Genomic DNA, 15,223 nt, shown 5'->3' on the forward strand with positions numbered 1-15,223 from the left:
GATGAGCCCCCATTGTCGCACCGGCGCGCCCGCCGTGCGTCGGTCCGCTCACGTCGGGGGAAAACGCCTTGCCCCGCAGGGCCCGGACGGGTTGGATCGGACGAGTGCTCGACTCCTCCCCTGCCGCGGCCGCGGCGACCTCCTCCCCGGCGCGCCCCGTCCCCGGCGTGCTGCGCTCCATCGTGCGCACCCACCGTCGCACCCTCGCGCTCATCCTGCCGCTGGCGACCGTGTCCGAGGGCGTCGAGATGCTCATGCCGATCGTGCTGGGCCTCCTCATCGACCACGGCATCCTCGCCGGCGATCTGCGGCTGACGGTGCTGGGCGCGGCGGGGCTGATCCTGCTGCGCGTGCTGGGCGTGCTGCTGTGGGTGTGGACCTTCCTGCTCTCGCAGAAGGCGGTCATGTACGAGCGGCACCGGCTGCGGGTGGGCCTGACCGGTGCGGTGCTCGACCCGCGCTCGCGCACGGTGCGCCGCCCCGCCGGCGAGGTGCTCTCGATCGCGACGTCGGATGCAGACAAGGCCTCCGACGTGATGGACATGATCCCGTGGGTGGTCCCCTCGACCCTCGCGGTGCTGGGCGCGACCGCCTATCTCGCCGCGATGGACCTGTGGCTGGGACTCGCGATGGGGCTGGGCATCGTGGTGATGGTCGTGGTGATCAGCGTGATCACCCCGACCCTGTCCGCCCGCTACGACGACCAGCAGTCCCAGGCCGCGGAGGCCGCCGCGACCGCGACCGACCTCGTGCACGGGCTGCGGGTGCTGCAGGGCCTGGGCGTGCAGAGCCGGGCACGGGCGACCTACCGCCGCCGCTCCCGCACCGCGCTGGACGCGGCGCTGGTCAACGCCCGCTACTCGGGCCTCTCCTCGGGGCTCACGACCCTGGTGACCGGGACGATGCTCGCGGCGGTCGTGGTCCTCGCCTCGCTGCGCACCCTCGACGGCGCGCTGACCCTCGGCGTGCTGATCGCCGTGGTGGGCCTGGCCCGCTACGTGATGGGGATGCTGCAGGGCCTCTCCGGCGCCCCGGTGTGGTGGGCCGGCATGTCCACCTCGGCGCGTCGCGTGCGGGACCTGTACACGGACCTCGGCCGCACGGTCGACGACCCGGAGCTGACGCTGGACGTGCTCACCACGCAGCGCGACGAGCGCGGCAGCCGCGGGACGGGCCGACGCGGCGCCGCCGGCGGCCTCCACCTGCCGCTGCTGTCCGTCGCCGACGGCGAGGTGGTGGCGCTGGCCTGCGCGGATCCGGCCGACGCCGCGGACGTGATCGACGCGGTCAGCGGCCGCGTCGACGGCGGCGCCCGCGTGGGCGAGGTGGCGATCACGCCCGAGGACCGGCTGGGCCTGCGGGCGGACCTGCTCGTCGAGCCGCACGTCGTGGACCTCTTCGACGGCACCCTGCGCGAGCAGCTCGCGACCCGTGCCCCCGAGCAGGGCCCCTCGCCGGAGACCGGCGACGACGGCTGGGCCGACGCGGCGCTGCACGCCGCCGGCGCCGAGGACCTGCTGCGGATCCTGCCCGAGGGCTACGACACCCGCATCCTGGACCGCGGCGCGAACCTCTCCGGCGGGCAGCGGCAGCGGATCGCGCTCGCCCGCGCCGTCGCCGCGGACGCGCCGGTGCTCGTGCTGCACGACCCGACCACCGCGGTCGACGCCGTCACCGAGCAGAACATCGCCGAGGCGCTGGTCGCCGCACGGCACCGCACCGACCGGGCGACCCTGCTGGTCACCCGCGCCCCGGCGCTGCTGCAGGCGGCGGACCGCGTGGTCTTCGTCCGCGACGGGCGGATCACCGCCGAGGGCGAGCACAACGATCTGATGGGACACGAGCAGTACCGGGAGGTGGTACGGCGATGAGCGCATCGCAGGGATTCCAGGGGACCCGCATGCCGGGCCTGGACTGGGACCGGCCGCTCGAGGAGGTCCTCGGCGAGGACGCGACCGCGCGCCGTCAGCTGGCCGAGCACGCGCAGCTGCTGCCCATCGCGGGCCCCGGCGCCTCGATGCGCTTCATGCTCGCGCGGCTGCGGGAGCACTGGCTCTCGGCCACGGCCACGCTGCTGATCACCGTCGGCGGCGCGGTCGCCGCCGCGATCCTCCCCCGTCTGATCGGCTCCGCCGTGGACGTGGTCGCCACCGGCGGCTCGAGCGCCGAGGTGTGGTCGCTGGGGCTGCGGATCCTCGGGGTCGGGGTGCTCCAGGCGGTGCTGATGGCGGCGGGCTGGTCGATGATCTCCGCGCTCGGCCAGCGGATCCTCGCCGGGATGCGCGAGGACGTGATCGACCGCGCCCTGGACCTGCCCGCGCAGACCATGGAGCGCACCGGCATCGGCGACGCTCTCTCCCGCGTCGCCGACGACGTGGACGTCGCCGCCCGGGCGGTGAACAACCTCGTCCCGAACCTCATCCAGCTCGGATTCCTGGTGCTGATCACCCTGGGCGGCATGGCGGTGCTCTCGCCGTGGCTGCTGCTCATGGTCGTGATCATCGTGCCGATGTACGTGCTGGCCGCGACCTGGTATCTGCGCCGCACCGGCCCGATCTACCGCCGCGAGCGGATCGCGATGGGCGCCCGCGCCCAGGGCCTGCTCTCCGCCATCCACGGCATCCCCACCGTGCACGCCTACGGCATCGAGCGGCGCGAGACCCGCCACGTGGCCGTGCTCTCGGAGACCGCCGCGCTGCTGAACATGCGCGTGATGCACCTGGTGAGCCGGCTGGTGCTGGGCCTGAACGTGCCCGAGAACCTGGCGCTGGCAATGGTGATCGGGGTCGGCTTCGTGCTGGTGCAGACCGGTGCGGCGCCCGTCGGCCTGGTCACCGCGGCGGCGGTGTACCTGGTGACCCTGTTCTGGCCGATGATGGCGGTGATCTTCAACCTCGACGAGGTCCAGTCGGCGCTGGCGAGCCTGGCGAGGATGGTCGGGGTGATCACCTCGATCGACCCGGCGGTCTCGCCCGGCAACGAGGTGCCCCGCGACGCCTCGATCCGCCTCGAGCAGGTCTCCCACGCCTACGGCGAGGACGAGGACGGCAACGAGCGGATCGTGCTGCGGCCGCTGGACCTCGAGATCGCCCCCGGCGAGACCGTCTCGTTGGTGGGCGCCTCCGGCGCGGGCAAGTCGACCCTCGCCGCGATCATGGCGGGCACCCTCGTCCCGCGCCACGGCCGGGTGCTGCACGGCGGTGCTGATCTCGCGAGCGCGGATCTCGAGGCCGTCCGACGCCATGCCTCGATCGTCTCCCAGGACGTGCACGTCTTCCGCGGCACGCTGCGGGAGGACCTGCAGCTGGCAGCGCCCGACGCCTCCGACGAGCTGCTGCGCGTGGCGCTGGCGCGGGTGGAGGCGCTCGCGTGGGTGGACCGGCTGCCGCAGGGCCTCGACACCGAGGTGGGCGAGAAGGGCGAGCGGCTCACCGCCGAGCAGTCCCAGCAGCTGGCCCTCGCCCGGGTCTCGCTGCAGGACCCGGCCGTGCTGATCCTCGACGAGGCCACGGCCGACGAGGGCTCCTCCGGGGCGCGGGTGCTCGAGCGCGCCGCGCTCGAGGTCGCCCGCGGCCGCACCACGATCATCGTCGCCCACCGCCTCTCTCAGGCGCGGGTCGCCGACCGGATCCTGGTGATGTCCGACGGGGCGGTCGTCGAGCAGGGCACGCACGAGGAGCTCGTGGACCGCGGCGGGGACTACGCCCGGCTGTGGGAGGCCTGGGCCGGCTGAGCCCGGGCCCGCGCGGGAGTCACTCCCCCCGTCGCACCAGCCCGGACTCGTAGGCGGCGACCACCAGCTGAGCACGGTCGCGCAGGGCGAGCTTGCCGAGTATCCGCGAGACGTGCGACTTGACCGTCTGCTCCGCCATCACCAGCTCGGCGGCGATCTCCCGGTTCGACAGCCCCCGCGCGACCGCTCGGAGCACGTCCAGCTCGCGCTCGGTGAGCACCGACATGCTCAGGTCGGCACCCGCCGCCCGCTCGGGACGCGCCACGAAGTCAGCGATGAGGGCCCTGGTGACCCGGGGAGCGAGCAGCGACTCCCCGTCGGCGACCACACGCACGGCCTGGACCAGCTCCTCGGGTGTGGAATCCTTGAGCAGGAACCCGCTCGCTCCGGCCCGGAGCGCCGAGAACACGTACTCCTCCGCATCGAAGGTGGTGAGCATGATGATCTTCGGCGGCGTCCCCGGCATCGCGAGCACCGCTCGGGTCGCCTCGAGCCCTCCGACCTGCGGCATCCGGATGTCCATCAGCACCACGTCCGGACGAGTCGTCCGGACCGTCTCGGTGATGCCCGCCCCGTCGGCCGCCGTCCCCACCACTTCGATCCCCTCCTGGGCGTCCAGGAGCGCCGCGAACCCACCTCGGATCATCGACTGGTCGTCGACGACCAGCACCCGGATGGGGTCCTGCGCGGTGGGGTCCACGGGGGCACGGTCCATAAGGCCACGGTATTCCCTCCGGAGGACGGCTCCCCTCCCCAGTCCGGCGCGCTGCCATGTTCCTGGTCCCTGACCGGCGCAGCCTGCGCCGGCTCGGGCCGGACCTGGCGCTGCTGTTCACCGGGCTCCCGCTGACCCTGCTCGCCGCGGCGCTGCTGCTGCCCCTGGCCGCGATCTCCGCCGCCCTGGCGATCCTCTGGGTGGGGGTGCTCCTGTTCCCCCTGACGCTGACCCTCTCCTCTGTGTTCGCCCGCTGGGACCGCATCCGCCTGCGGCGCTGGGGCCTCGGGATATCCGAGGCGCGGTACCGGCCGACCGAGCCCGGGGCCCGAGGTCAGCTGCGCCGCCTCGGCGACCCACGGCGCTGGCTGGACCTCGTCCTCGAGGGTCTGGTCGCGCTGCCGATCAGGGTGCTCACCGCGACCGCGACGCTGGCCTGGGCCCTGGGGGCGCTCGCGGGGCTCGGCTACGCGATCTGGGGCCGGCTGCTGCCCCCGCAGCTGTGGGAGGTCCCCGGGCAGTGGGCGCTCGCCCTGGTCGCCGGACTCCTGCTCGCGCTGACGCTGCCCGCCGTGGTGCACCTGCTCGCCCGCTTCGACGCGGTGGTCACCGCTCCCCTGCTGGGCGGTGAGGTCACCGGACCTCGCTTCCCCGCCTGGTCGGGGAGCATGCCGGCGGATCTCCCGACCTCCTCGGAGCCGGTGCCGCGCGAGACCGCGTGGAGCCGGATGACCATCGCCTTCCTCGCCTTCGTGCTGGTGGTCGTCGCCTGGCCGGTCACGGCGGTGGTCTACGACGTCCATCCGGCCGTCGCGATGGTCGTGACCACCGCGGCGGGCGCCGCCGCCGTGGCCGGTGCACGCTGGCCGTGGGCGGGGCTCTCCCTCTCGGCCGTGGCGGCGCTCGCGATGATGCTCGCCACCGCCCCCGCGCACCAGGCGGCGCCCTGGCCGTGGCCGGTCACCGCGCTGCTCGCCCACTGTCTCACCCTCGCGGTCCTCGCCGTCTTCCACCGCTGGTACTGGGTGCTGTCGGCCTGGTCCGCCGGGGCGGTGCTGACCCTGGTGTCGCTGCTGGTGACCGACTCCTCCGAGATGCCCGACGGCACCCTGCGCGCGGTGATGACCAACGGGGTGGTCCTGGTCGCGATCAGCGGCGGGGTCGTGCTGCTGGGCCTCACCGCGCGGCAGTGGATCCTGGTGCGCGGCCAGGTCGAACGCGCGCGGACCGTCAGCGCCGAGGAGATGCGCCGACGGCGCGAGCTGGAGGAGCGCGGGCGCATCGCCCGCGAGCTGCACGACGTGGTCGCGCACTCCATGTCGGTCATCACGGTCCAGGCGGGCACCGCGAGGTTCCGCCTGCAGCACCTGGACGAGGCGACCGTGAGCGAGTTCGAGGACATCGCCGCCTCCTCCCGCCAGGCGCTGGGCGAGATGCGCGCGCTGCTCGCGATCCTGCGCACCGAGGACTCCCTAGACGAGATGCCGATGCAGGGGCTGGACGACGTCGAGGACCTGGTGGCCTCCTCCCGGAGCACGGGTGCGAGGATCACCGCAGAGCTCGAGGAGGTTCAGGCTCCGCCGACGGTCGGCCTCACCGGCTACCGCGCGGTGCAGGAGGCGCTCAGCAACGCGCTGCGCCATGCGCGCGGGGCGGAGATCGAGGTCCGCGTGCGCGTCAGGGACTCCACCCTGGTGATCAGCGTCCTGAACGGTCCCCCGCCGGCCTCGGACCCCCTGCAGGACCCGATCCCGGGCGCCGGGCTGGGCCTGGCCGGAACGCGGGAACGGGTGCGCGCGCTCGGGGGCAGCGTCGAGAGCGGGCCGACGCCGGACGGCGGTTTCGCGCTGCGCGTGCGGATCCCGCTCGCGGGACCCCTACCGGGGTAGGGGCCCGAAGTTCGCTCCGGCGGGGGACGCGGATGACGGCGCCCGTCGCCTACCGTCGACACCATGACCACCACCGCCGTTCCGGCCGCGGGCCCGTATCGCGCCGCCGCGCACACCCGGGACTTCTTCGAGCTCACGCAGCGCGTGAAGGATGCGGGCCTGATGGGCCGCGACGTGCGCACCTACATGGTGCGCACCGCTGTGCTCGCCGCCGCGCTCATCGGCGCGTTCGTCCTGCTGCTCACGCTGGGCGGCACCTGGTGGCAGCTCGCCGTCGCCGCACTGTTCGGGGTCCTGTTCACCCAGGCCGCGTTCCTGGGCCACGACGCCGCGCATCAGCAGGTGTTCTCCAACGGTCGCCGCAACGAGTGGTTCTCGCGGGTGATCGGGAGCCTCGTGGTGGGGCTGAGCATCGCCTGGTGGAACCGGAAGCACAGCAAGCATCACGCCCATCCGAACACGATCGGCCGCGACGGCGACATCGCCGGCGGCGTGCTCGTGTTCGTCCCGGGCGACCAGGAGGGGCGCACCGGGTTCATGGGGTGGCTCGCCCGTCACCAGGGGTACGCGTTCATCCCGCTGCTGAGCCTGTTCGCGTTCGTGCTGCACTATGAGGCGATCTCCACCCTGCTGCGCCGGGACCGGGTCAAGCACCGTGCTCTCGAGCTGACCCTGGTGCTCGTGCGGATCCTCGGCTTCCCCGCGATCGTGCTGCTCACCCTCGGTCCCGGCCTCGGTGCAGCCTTCCTCGCAGTGCAGTTCGCCGTCTTCGGCATCACCATGGGAGGGTCCTTCGCCCCCAACCACAAGGGCATGGCGCTGATCCCGAAGGACCTCGAGGTGGACTTCCTGCGACGCCAGGTGCTCACGAGCCGCAACATCACCGGTGGCCGCCTGATGAGCATCGCGATGGGCGGTCTGGACCTCCAGATCGAGCACCACCTGTTCCCGCGGATGCCCTCGGCGAACCTGCGCAAGGTGCAGCCGATCGTCAAGGATTTCTGCGCCGAGCGCGGCATCACCTACACCGAGACCGATCTGGTCTCCTCCTACCGGGTCATCATCCGCTACCTGAACCGGGTGGGGCTCGGCTACGCGGATCCCATGGACTGCCCGCTGGCCGCGCAGCTGCGCGGGGCACCGGTCGGGGCCTGACGGACCGCACCGGTCGGCGCGCCGCCGACGGCCCCGGCGACGAAGAGCCCCCGCGACCCCTCGATCCGGCTCGAGCAGGTCGCCCTTGCCTACGGCGAGGACGGGCGCGAGCGGATCCTGATGATGTTCGAGGGGGCGGTCCTCGAGCAGGGCACGCACGAAGATCTCATGGCCCGCGGCGGGGACTGCGCCCGCCTGCGGGAGGCCCGGGCCGGCTGACGCCGCGGCGGTGCGCTCAGGTGCGGCGGGGGCGCAGCACGAACGCCCCGGCCGCGGCGAGCGCGAGGCCGACCAGACCCAGAGCGCCCGCCCCGGCCAGGCGCAGCACGACGGCCGTTCCGGGGCCGGTCCGGATGTCCCCGAGCTCGAGCACCGGACCCTCGGCGGCGTCGTCGGCGGGATCGCCCTCGACCTCGAGGGTGAGGATCAGGCGCACGCGCTCGTCCCCGGCGGGATCGGCCCCGGCCGTGCGCTGCATGCGGTGCATCTGGATCGTGTGGGTGCCCGGCAGCCAGGCACTGCGGATCGAGTCCTGGTCCGAGGCGCGGTTGCCGAGGTCGACGGGCGCCGCCATCCCGCCGCCGCGCACTGTGCCGGCGGAGCCGATCGCCGAGCGCCCGCCGTTCACCGCCACGGGGGCGCGGACGGCGTCCAGGACCCGCAGGGAGAGCTGGCCCGGTTCGTCCTCCGGCGCCGAGACGATCTCGGTGCGCCAGCGCAGGCGCTGGCCCTCCTGCACCGGAAGGCGCAGCAGCGCGGTCTCGCCCGGCACGAGCTCCAGCACGTGCGAGCCCGGGGCGACCTCGGTCGCGTCCGCGATCGAGCGGCCGGGCTCGAGCGGCTCGGGGTCCTCGGGGGCGACGGGCCGGGCGCCGTCGTCCTCGAGCGGCTCCTCGAGAGCGGGGGCGCCGCCGCCGAGGCCGGCCGGCTGCACCGCGAGCTGGAGCTCGACGGGCAGCGGGTCCTCGCGGTCCTTCGGCCCCTCCCGGGCGACCTTCACGAACAGCTCCTCGCCCGCGCAGCCGTCGGGGCCCATCGCCTCGGAGACCGCGGTGGTGGTGATCGGACCATCGCCCTCCTGCGACTCACCGACGTCCGTGCGGCCCGTGTCGTCGCACGCCTCGCCGCCGGCGGTGAGGAAGGAGACGTCGAGGGTCAGCGGCGTGCTCTCCTCGGGCAGACCGCCTGCGACGGGCGGGGCGGCGATCGTCGCCGCGGCATGCACCCGCTGGCCGTCCTCCACCGCGATCCGGTAGTACTTCACGGTGCCGTCCTCGCCGCTCTCGGCGCCGCCGCGCTCGAGGACGTCCCGGTGCAGGCCGGGCTCGAGCAACGGGGCCTCGGCGAGGGAGGCGCCGCCGGAGACCTCGGGGCCCTGCGCGGCGTAGGCGATCGCGGGCGGCTCCCCCTCGGCCAGCACCGGGAGCTCCGGGACCGGACCGGCGAGCGCGGGCAGGACGGGCGCGGCGAGCACGAGGGCGCCGCCTGCCGCGAGCAGTCGCGGGGCGGCGCGGGGCGGGAGGCGGTGCCCTAGCATGACCACCATCATGTCCGATGTCATCGCCGGCCGCATCGCGCTGCTCGAACCCCTCGCCCGGGGCGCCTCCGGCTCCCTGTGGCGCGCCGTGGACCGTCGCTTCGACGCGGTGTGCGCCGCGAAGGTGATGCGTCAGCGGGACGGCGCCGAGGTGCTCCGCTTCGTGCGCGAGCAGGCCGCGGGCGGCATCGGGGCGCACCCCCACCTGCTGCCGCCCTACACCTGGGTCGCCGAGGACGACACGATCGTGCTGGTCATGCCGCTGGTGCACGGCGGGACCCTGGCGAGCGCCGTCGCCGAGCACGGCCCCCTCTCCCCCTCCCTCGTCGCGCACCTGCTGCGCCAGCTGCTGGACGCGCTCGCGGCGATGCACGCGGCGCGCTGGGTGCACCGCGACGTGAAGCCCGCGAACCTGCTGCTGGACAGCACCGGCCACGGAGCACCGCACCTGCTGCTCGCCGACTTCGGCATCGCGCTGCACGAGAGCGACATCCGCCTGACCGAGACGGGCCTCGTCCACGGCACCCCCGGCTTCATGGCCCCGGAGGCGCTCGAGGGGGACACCGGCTCGGCCGCCCAGGACGTCTGGGCGGCGGGGGCCTGCGCCCTCGAGGCGCTGGACCCGCGCCCTCCCCGCGAGCGGCCCGAGCCGGCCCGTGCCCTGGACCGGCTCGAGCGGGCGCTGCGCGGCAGCGCCGACCCCTCCGCCGCAGGGCTCGGCGCGCTGCTGCACTCGCTGCTCGCCGCGGACCCCGCGCGGCGGCCGGGCGCCGCAGAGGCCCGGGACACGATCCCCTCCGACCTCGGGCCGGTCGAGCAGTGGTCCCGCAGCGCCTCCGGGGCGCCCTTCGCGGTGCACGACCGGATCGTGGCCGGCGACGGCCGGGCCGAGGTGCCGCTCGAGGGCCCCGGGTCGCTCGCCGGTGCGGCGCCGGGCCTGCACGAGCGCCTGGACGCGCGCTCCGCGGCGCAGTCCGCGCCCGCGGTGTCGGGAGCGCCCGCGGCATCGGCCGCGCCCGCGCCGGCACCCGCGCCGTCGACGTCGGCCGCCGGGACCCCGCCCGCCCCGACCGTCCGGGCCCGGTGGGAGGACGCCACCACCACCGAGCGCGTCGCCGAGGCGCCGACCGCCGAGGACCCCCGACCCGCGCCCTCGCGGCGCCGCCTCGGGCTCGGCGTGCTGCTGCTCCTCCTCGCGCTGCTGTGCCTCCTCGGCGCGGCGGGCCTGGCCTGGACCGCGCTGACCTGAGCCGACGCACCGACTCGGCGCCCTCCGCGACGGCGTGCCGCCACCGGCTGAGATGACGACGAGGTAGGGTCGCCCCATACGCCTACCCCTCCACGGGCAGCGCAGCCCCGGCCCGGTGGCCGGTCGGTACGGGGCGTCCGCGGAGGCCGATCCGGCCGGGACCGCCACCATGTCTTCCACCCCGCGCTGGTCGCCCGGCGACCAGGTGACCTGGACCTACTACACCCCGCAGCACCCCACCCGCACCGTCCGCCCCGGCACCGTCGTGCTCGACGACGACCGCGGCGTGGTGGTGTGGATCGCCCCCGGCACCGAGGTGCTGCTGCCCGTGCTCGAGTCCGGGGCGGCGCTGCGCCGCGCCGGCGACGAGGGCATGTTCACCGCGCCCCGCGTGCAGTCCAAGCAGCTCTGGACCGGCAACGGGATCCTCATGATCGGCCTGCCCGACAAGCCCTACTCGATCTGGCTGTTCTACAAGGACGACGGCTCGCTGGGCTGCTACTACGTCAACCTCGAGACCCCCTACGAGCGGACCGAGGAGGGCCTGCGCACCCGCGACCTGGTGCTCGACCTGGTGGTCCTGCCGCGCCGCGACTGGCACTACAAGGACGAGGACGAGCTCGAGGGCGCCGAGCGCACCGGCTACTTCAGCCCCGAGGAGGTCGAGGGGATCCGCGCCGCCGGCCGCGACGCCGAGCAGCACATCGCCGAGTGGACCTACCCCTTCTCCGCCGGCTACGAGTACTTCTTCCCGGACCCCACCTGGGAGCTGCCGCGGCTGCCCGAGCACTACAGCTGGGACCTGGACCTGACCCGACGCTGAGCGCAGGGGCCGGGCCCGGTGGCAGGATGGCCCCATGTCCTCAGAGAACCTCACCCGGGACGAGGCGCGCCGCCGCGCCTCCTTCCTCAGCACCGATGCCTACGAGATCCGGCTGGACCTCACCACCGACGAGCGGACCTTCCGCACGGAGACCACGCTGCGCTTCGACGCCGCGGAGGCGCAGGAGACCTTCCTCGACCTGATCGCCGAGGAGGTCCACGAGATCGAGCTCAACGGAGAGCTCCTGCCCGATCCCGCCTCCCGCTTCGACGGCGCCCGCGTCCGCCTGCCCGCCCTCGCCGAGGGCGCCAACACCGTGCGCGTCCTGGCCACCGGCCGGTACATGAACACCGGCGAGGGCCTGCACCGCTTCGTCGACCCCGTCGACGACGAGGTGTACCTCTACACCCAGTTCGAGGTCTCCGACGCCCGGCGCATGTTCGCCTGCTTCGAGCAGCCCGACCTCAAGGCGACCTACCAGCTCACCGTCACCGCGCCCGACCACTGGCGCGTCATCTCCAACTCCCCCACCCCGGAGCCGTCGGTCGCGGGCGAGGGCACGGCGACCTGGACCTTCTCCCCCACCGAGCGGATGTCCACCTATCTCATCGCGCTCATCGCCGGCAACTACCAGGGCGGGACCGGCGAGGTCACCGCGCGCGACGGCCGCACGATCCCGATGGGCGTCTTCGCCCGCGCCTCGCTGGCCGAGCACGTCGACGCCCAGAACGTCATCGATGTGACGAAGGCCGGCATCGACTTCTACGAGCAGGCCTTCGACCAGGACTTCCCGTTCCGCAAGTACGACCAGGTCTTCGTGCCCGAGTACAACATGGGCGCGATGGAGAACCCCGGCGCGATCACCTACGTCGAGTCCTACGTCTTCCGCTCCGACGTCGCCGACGCGGTGCGCGAGCGGCGCGACCTCACCATCCTCCACGAGCTCGCCCACATGTGGTTCGGGGACCTGGTGACCATGCGCTGGTGGGACGACCTGTGGCTGAACGAGTCCTTCGCCGAGTACGCCTCCACCCTCGCCAGCGCCGAGGTGACCCGCTGGGACGACGCCTGGACCACCTTCGCCCTGTCGGAGAAGAGCTGGGCCTACCAGCAGGACCAGCTGCCCTCCACCCACCCGATCGTCGCCGACATGGTCGACCTCGAGGCCGTCGAGACGAACTTCGACGGCATCACCTACGCCAAGGGCGCCTCCGTGCTGCGCCAGCTGGTCGCCTACGTCGGCCGGGAGGAGTTCTTCGCCGGCGTGCGCGCCTACTTCGCGAAGCACGCCTGGGGGAACACCGAGCTGCGCGACCTGCTCACCGAGCTCGAGGCCACCAGCGGCCGCGACCTGACCCGCTGGGCGCAGCTGTGGCTGCAGCGCTCCGGGGTGAACACCCTCGCCCCCGTGATCGAGCACGACGCCGACGGCGCCGTCTCCCGCTTCGCGATCCGGCAGACCGCCCCGGCGGAGCACCCGGTGCTGCGCCCGCACCGCCTGCAGGTGGGCGGTTTCTCCCTGCAGGACGGGACGCTGGTGCGCACCGAGACGCTCGAGCTCGACGTCGACGGGGAGCTCACCGAGGTGCCCGAGCTCGCCGGACGCCGCGCCGACCTCTGGCTGCTCAACGACGGCGACCTGACCTACACCAAGGTGCGCCTGGACGCCGACTCCCTCGCCGTCGCGATGGAGCACCTGCGGGACCTCGAGGACCCGCTGGCCCGCACCCTGCTGTGGTCCGCCGCCTGGGACATGGTGCGCGACGCCGAGCTGCCCAGCCGCCGCTTCCAGCAGCTGGTGCTCGCGAACCTCACCGGGGAGAGCTCCTCCTCCGTGGTCCGCACCCTGCTCCAGCAGCTCGAGTCCGTGGCGGGCCCGTACGCCGCCGCGGAGGAGCGCGCCGGCCGTACCGAGCAGGCGGCCGACGCCGTCTGGGCCCTCGCCCAGGAGGCCGAGGCCGGCTCCGACACGCAGCTGCAGCTGCTGGAGAGCTTCGCGCGCCTGGCCCGCACCACCGAGCACCGCAGCACCCTCGAGGGGCTGCTCGGCGGCGGCATCGCCCTGCCCGGCCGCGAGATCGACACCGATCTGCGCTGGAAGCTCGTGATCTCCCTGGCCGTGCTCGGCGGGATCGACGCCGCCGGCATCGACGAGCAGCTCGCGGCCGACGACACCCAGTCCGGCCGCAAGCACGCCCTCACCGCCCGTGCCGCGCTGCCCACCGAGGTCGCCAAGGCCAAGGCGTGGCGCCGCACGGTCGAGAAGGACACGCTGGCCAACGAGTCGGTCACCGCGGTGGTGCAGGGCTTCCGCCGCGTCACCGACGAGACGCTGATCGCCCCGTACCGTCCGCGCTACTTCGAGGAGATCTCCCGGATCTGGGCGGAGCGCTCGAACGAGATCGCGACCCGCCTGGTCTCCGGCTACTTCCCGCACTCCTACGGCGGGCAGGGCGTGCTCGACGCCGCGGACCAGTGGCTCGCCGACTCCGAGGACGCTCCCTTCGGCCTGCGCCGCATCATCATCGAGGGCCGCGACACCGTCGCCCGCCAGGAGCGGGTGCGCGCCGCGGACGTCGAGTGAGCCGACGGTGACGAGCCTCGCCCCGTCCGGGCCATGACGTCCCCGGCGGGGCGAGGATATCGTCGAGGACATGCCTGACGACTTCCCTCCCGATCTCGGTCCTCTGCTCGCGACACCCTCCACCGAGGAGGCGCTGAGCCTCGCCGACCAGCTGCTCCGGTGGCTCGCCACCAGCGGCGTGAAGATCGTCGTGATCCTCGTGGCGGCCACCGTCCTCAGCCTGGTGGCCGGCTGGCTGCTGCGCCGCTTCTTCACCACGATGGTGCAGTCCGGCTCACGGATCTCGAACGCGGCGAGCACCGTCATCAAGCGCGATCCCCGCTCGCAGAAGGCCGCCCAGGCACGTCGCGAGCAGCGCGCCGAGACCCTCTCGAACGTGGCCCGGAACGTGGCCCGCGCCGTGATCTGGGCGATCGCGTTCATGATGATCCTCTCCGAGATCGGCGTGAACATCGCCCCGGTCATCGCGAGCCTCGGCGTGGTCGGCCTCGCCGCCGGCATCGGCGCGCAGACGATCATCAAGGACGTCGTCGCGGGCATCGTGATGCTCTTCGAGGACATCGTCGCCGTCGGCGACTGGGTGGACCTCGAGTACGCGGAGGGCACCGTCGAGTCGATCAACCTGCGCGCCACCCAGGTGCGCGGCATCGACGGCGTGCTGTGGACGGTGCGCAACGGCGAGATCATCCGCGTGGGCAACTACGCGCGCGGCTTCTCCAACGCAGTGGTCACCCTCGACATCGACGCCGGTGCCGACGATGAGACGGTCACGAGGATCCTCGAGCAGGTCACCGCCGATCTCCAGGCCGACCCGCAGTGGAAGGAGCCGATCCTCGCCCCGGCGGACATCAGCGGCATCCTCGACGTCGACGGCAACCGCTACCAGCGCCGCGTCGTGGTGCAGACCGTCCCCGGCCAGCAGTGGGGCGTCGAACGGGAGCTGCGGTCACGGATCCGCGCCGGCTTCGCCTCCGCCCACGTCGCCTTCGCCCTGCCCCGCTTCGTCGAAGCGGGGAAGTGACCCCCGCCCGCACCCGAAGAGACGGAGCACGACCATGACCACTCCCGCAGGCCGCTCGCCCGAGCAGCAGAGCTTCTACGACGCCGTCGGCGGCGCGCCGACCTTCGCCCGGCTGGTCGAGCGGTTCTACGAGGGCGTCGCCGAGGACCCGCTGCTGCGCCCGATGTACCCCGAGGAGGACCTCACCGGGGCGAAGCACCGCCTGGAGACCTTCCTCGCCCAGTACTGGGGCGGGCCGAAGACCTACGGCGCCGAGCGCGGGCATCCGCGGCTGCGGATCCGCCACGCCCCCTTCCCGGTCTCCCCCTCGGCGCGGGACGCCTGGCTCCGCCACATGCGCGTGGCCCTGGACGAGCTGGAGCTCGCGCCGCTGCACGAGCAGACGCTGTGGGACTATCTCGAGCGGGCCGCCCACTCGATGCTCAACACGGTCGACGGCGGCGAGGCGCCCGCGGCCGGGCAGCAGGTCCCCGACCGGCTCGCCTGAGAACGGTCGATGGTTTGCTTTTCCCCCCCC

At 73.7% G+C, this 15,223-nt stretch carries 11 protein-coding genes; 9 read left to right on the forward strand and 2 right to left on the reverse strand.

Features of this window, described 5'->3' with window-relative positions:
- The first annotated feature begins 104 nt into the window (after positions 1-104).
- Both DEU31_RS13365 and DEU31_RS13370 read left to right on the forward strand, forming a co-directional pair.
- Positions 105-1,871, forward strand: coding sequence for an ABC transporter ATP-binding protein (locus DEU31_RS13365; protein ID WP_133677505.1), 1,767 nt, complete (start codon positions 105-107; stop codon positions 1,869-1,871).
- Positions 1,868-3,733 carry an ABC transporter ATP-binding protein gene (locus tag DEU31_RS13370; protein WP_243733842.1) on the forward strand — a complete coding sequence of 622 codons (1,866 nt, stop codon included), beginning with the start codon at positions 1,868-1,870 and terminating at the stop codon, positions 3,731-3,733. Before DEU31_RS13365 ends, DEU31_RS13370 begins: the two co-directional genes overlap by 4 nt.
- Positions 3,734-3,752: 19 nt before the next feature.
- Here DEU31_RS13370 and DEU31_RS13375 read toward each other — a convergent pair whose 3' ends face one another.
- Entirely contained in the window at positions 3,753-4,448 is a 696-nt protein-coding gene (locus DEU31_RS13375) for a response regulator transcription factor (RefSeq protein ID WP_010550915.1), read from the reverse strand.
- Positions 4,449-4,504: 56 nt separating this feature from the next.
- Here DEU31_RS13375 and DEU31_RS13380 point away from each other — a divergent pair, with 56 nt between their 5' ends.
- A complete protein-coding gene (locus DEU31_RS13380) occupies positions 4,505-6,337 on the forward strand; it encodes a histidine kinase (protein WP_133677506.1) in 1,833 nt (610 codons plus the stop codon).
- A gap of 63 nt (positions 6,338-6,400) precedes the next feature.
- A complete protein-coding gene (locus DEU31_RS13385; RefSeq protein ID WP_010550913.1) occupies positions 6,401-7,492 on the forward strand; it encodes an acyl-CoA desaturase in 1,092 nt (363 codons plus the stop codon).
- Between the two features lie 235 nt (positions 7,493-7,727).
- On the opposite strand, the gene DEU31_RS13390 is transcribed toward DEU31_RS13385, so the two are convergent.
- Positions 7,728-9,029 carry a hypothetical protein gene (locus DEU31_RS13390; RefSeq protein ID WP_133677507.1) on the reverse strand — a complete coding sequence of 434 codons (1,302 nt, stop codon included), beginning with the start codon at positions 9,027-9,029 and terminating at the stop codon, positions 7,728-7,730.
- Between DEU31_RS13390 and DEU31_RS13395 the strand changes: the two genes are divergently transcribed.
- From DEU31_RS13395 to DEU31_RS13415, 5 genes are all read left to right on the forward strand, one after another.
- Positions 9,028-10,278 carry a serine/threonine-protein kinase gene (locus DEU31_RS13395; RefSeq protein ID WP_133677508.1) on the forward strand — a complete coding sequence of 417 codons (1,251 nt, stop codon included), beginning with the start codon at positions 9,028-9,030 and terminating at the stop codon, positions 10,276-10,278. The two genes, DEU31_RS13390 and DEU31_RS13395, sit on opposite strands and share 2 nt — an antisense overlap.
- 169 nt (positions 10,279-10,447) lie before the next feature.
- Positions 10,448-11,101, forward strand: coding sequence for a DUF402 domain-containing protein (locus tag DEU31_RS13400; protein ID WP_040367472.1), 654 nt, complete (start codon positions 10,448-10,450; stop codon positions 11,099-11,101).
- Positions 11,102-11,135: 34 nt separating this feature from the next.
- Positions 11,136-13,685 (forward strand): aminopeptidase N, encoded by a 2,550-nt coding sequence (pepN, locus tag DEU31_RS13405; protein WP_133677509.1) that lies wholly within the window; start codon positions 11,136-11,138, stop codon positions 13,683-13,685.
- A gap of 70 nt (positions 13,686-13,755) precedes the next feature.
- Positions 13,756-14,706, forward strand: a complete 951-nt coding sequence (locus tag DEU31_RS13410; RefSeq protein ID WP_010551108.1) for a mechanosensitive ion channel family protein — start codon at positions 13,756-13,758, stop codon at positions 14,704-14,706.
- Positions 14,707-14,740: 34 nt separating this feature from the next.
- On the forward strand, positions 14,741-15,193 hold the full coding sequence (locus tag DEU31_RS13415; RefSeq protein WP_010551109.1) for a globin: 453 nt from the start codon (positions 14,741-14,743) through the stop codon (positions 15,191-15,193).
- The last annotated feature ends 30 nt before the right edge of the window (positions 15,194-15,223 follow it).

It is taken from the genome of Brachybacterium sp. AG952, from assembly GCF_004362645.1.
In the GTDB taxonomy this organism is placed as follows: Bacteria; Actinomycetota; Actinomycetes; order Actinomycetales; family Dermabacteraceae; genus Brachybacterium; species Brachybacterium conglomeratum.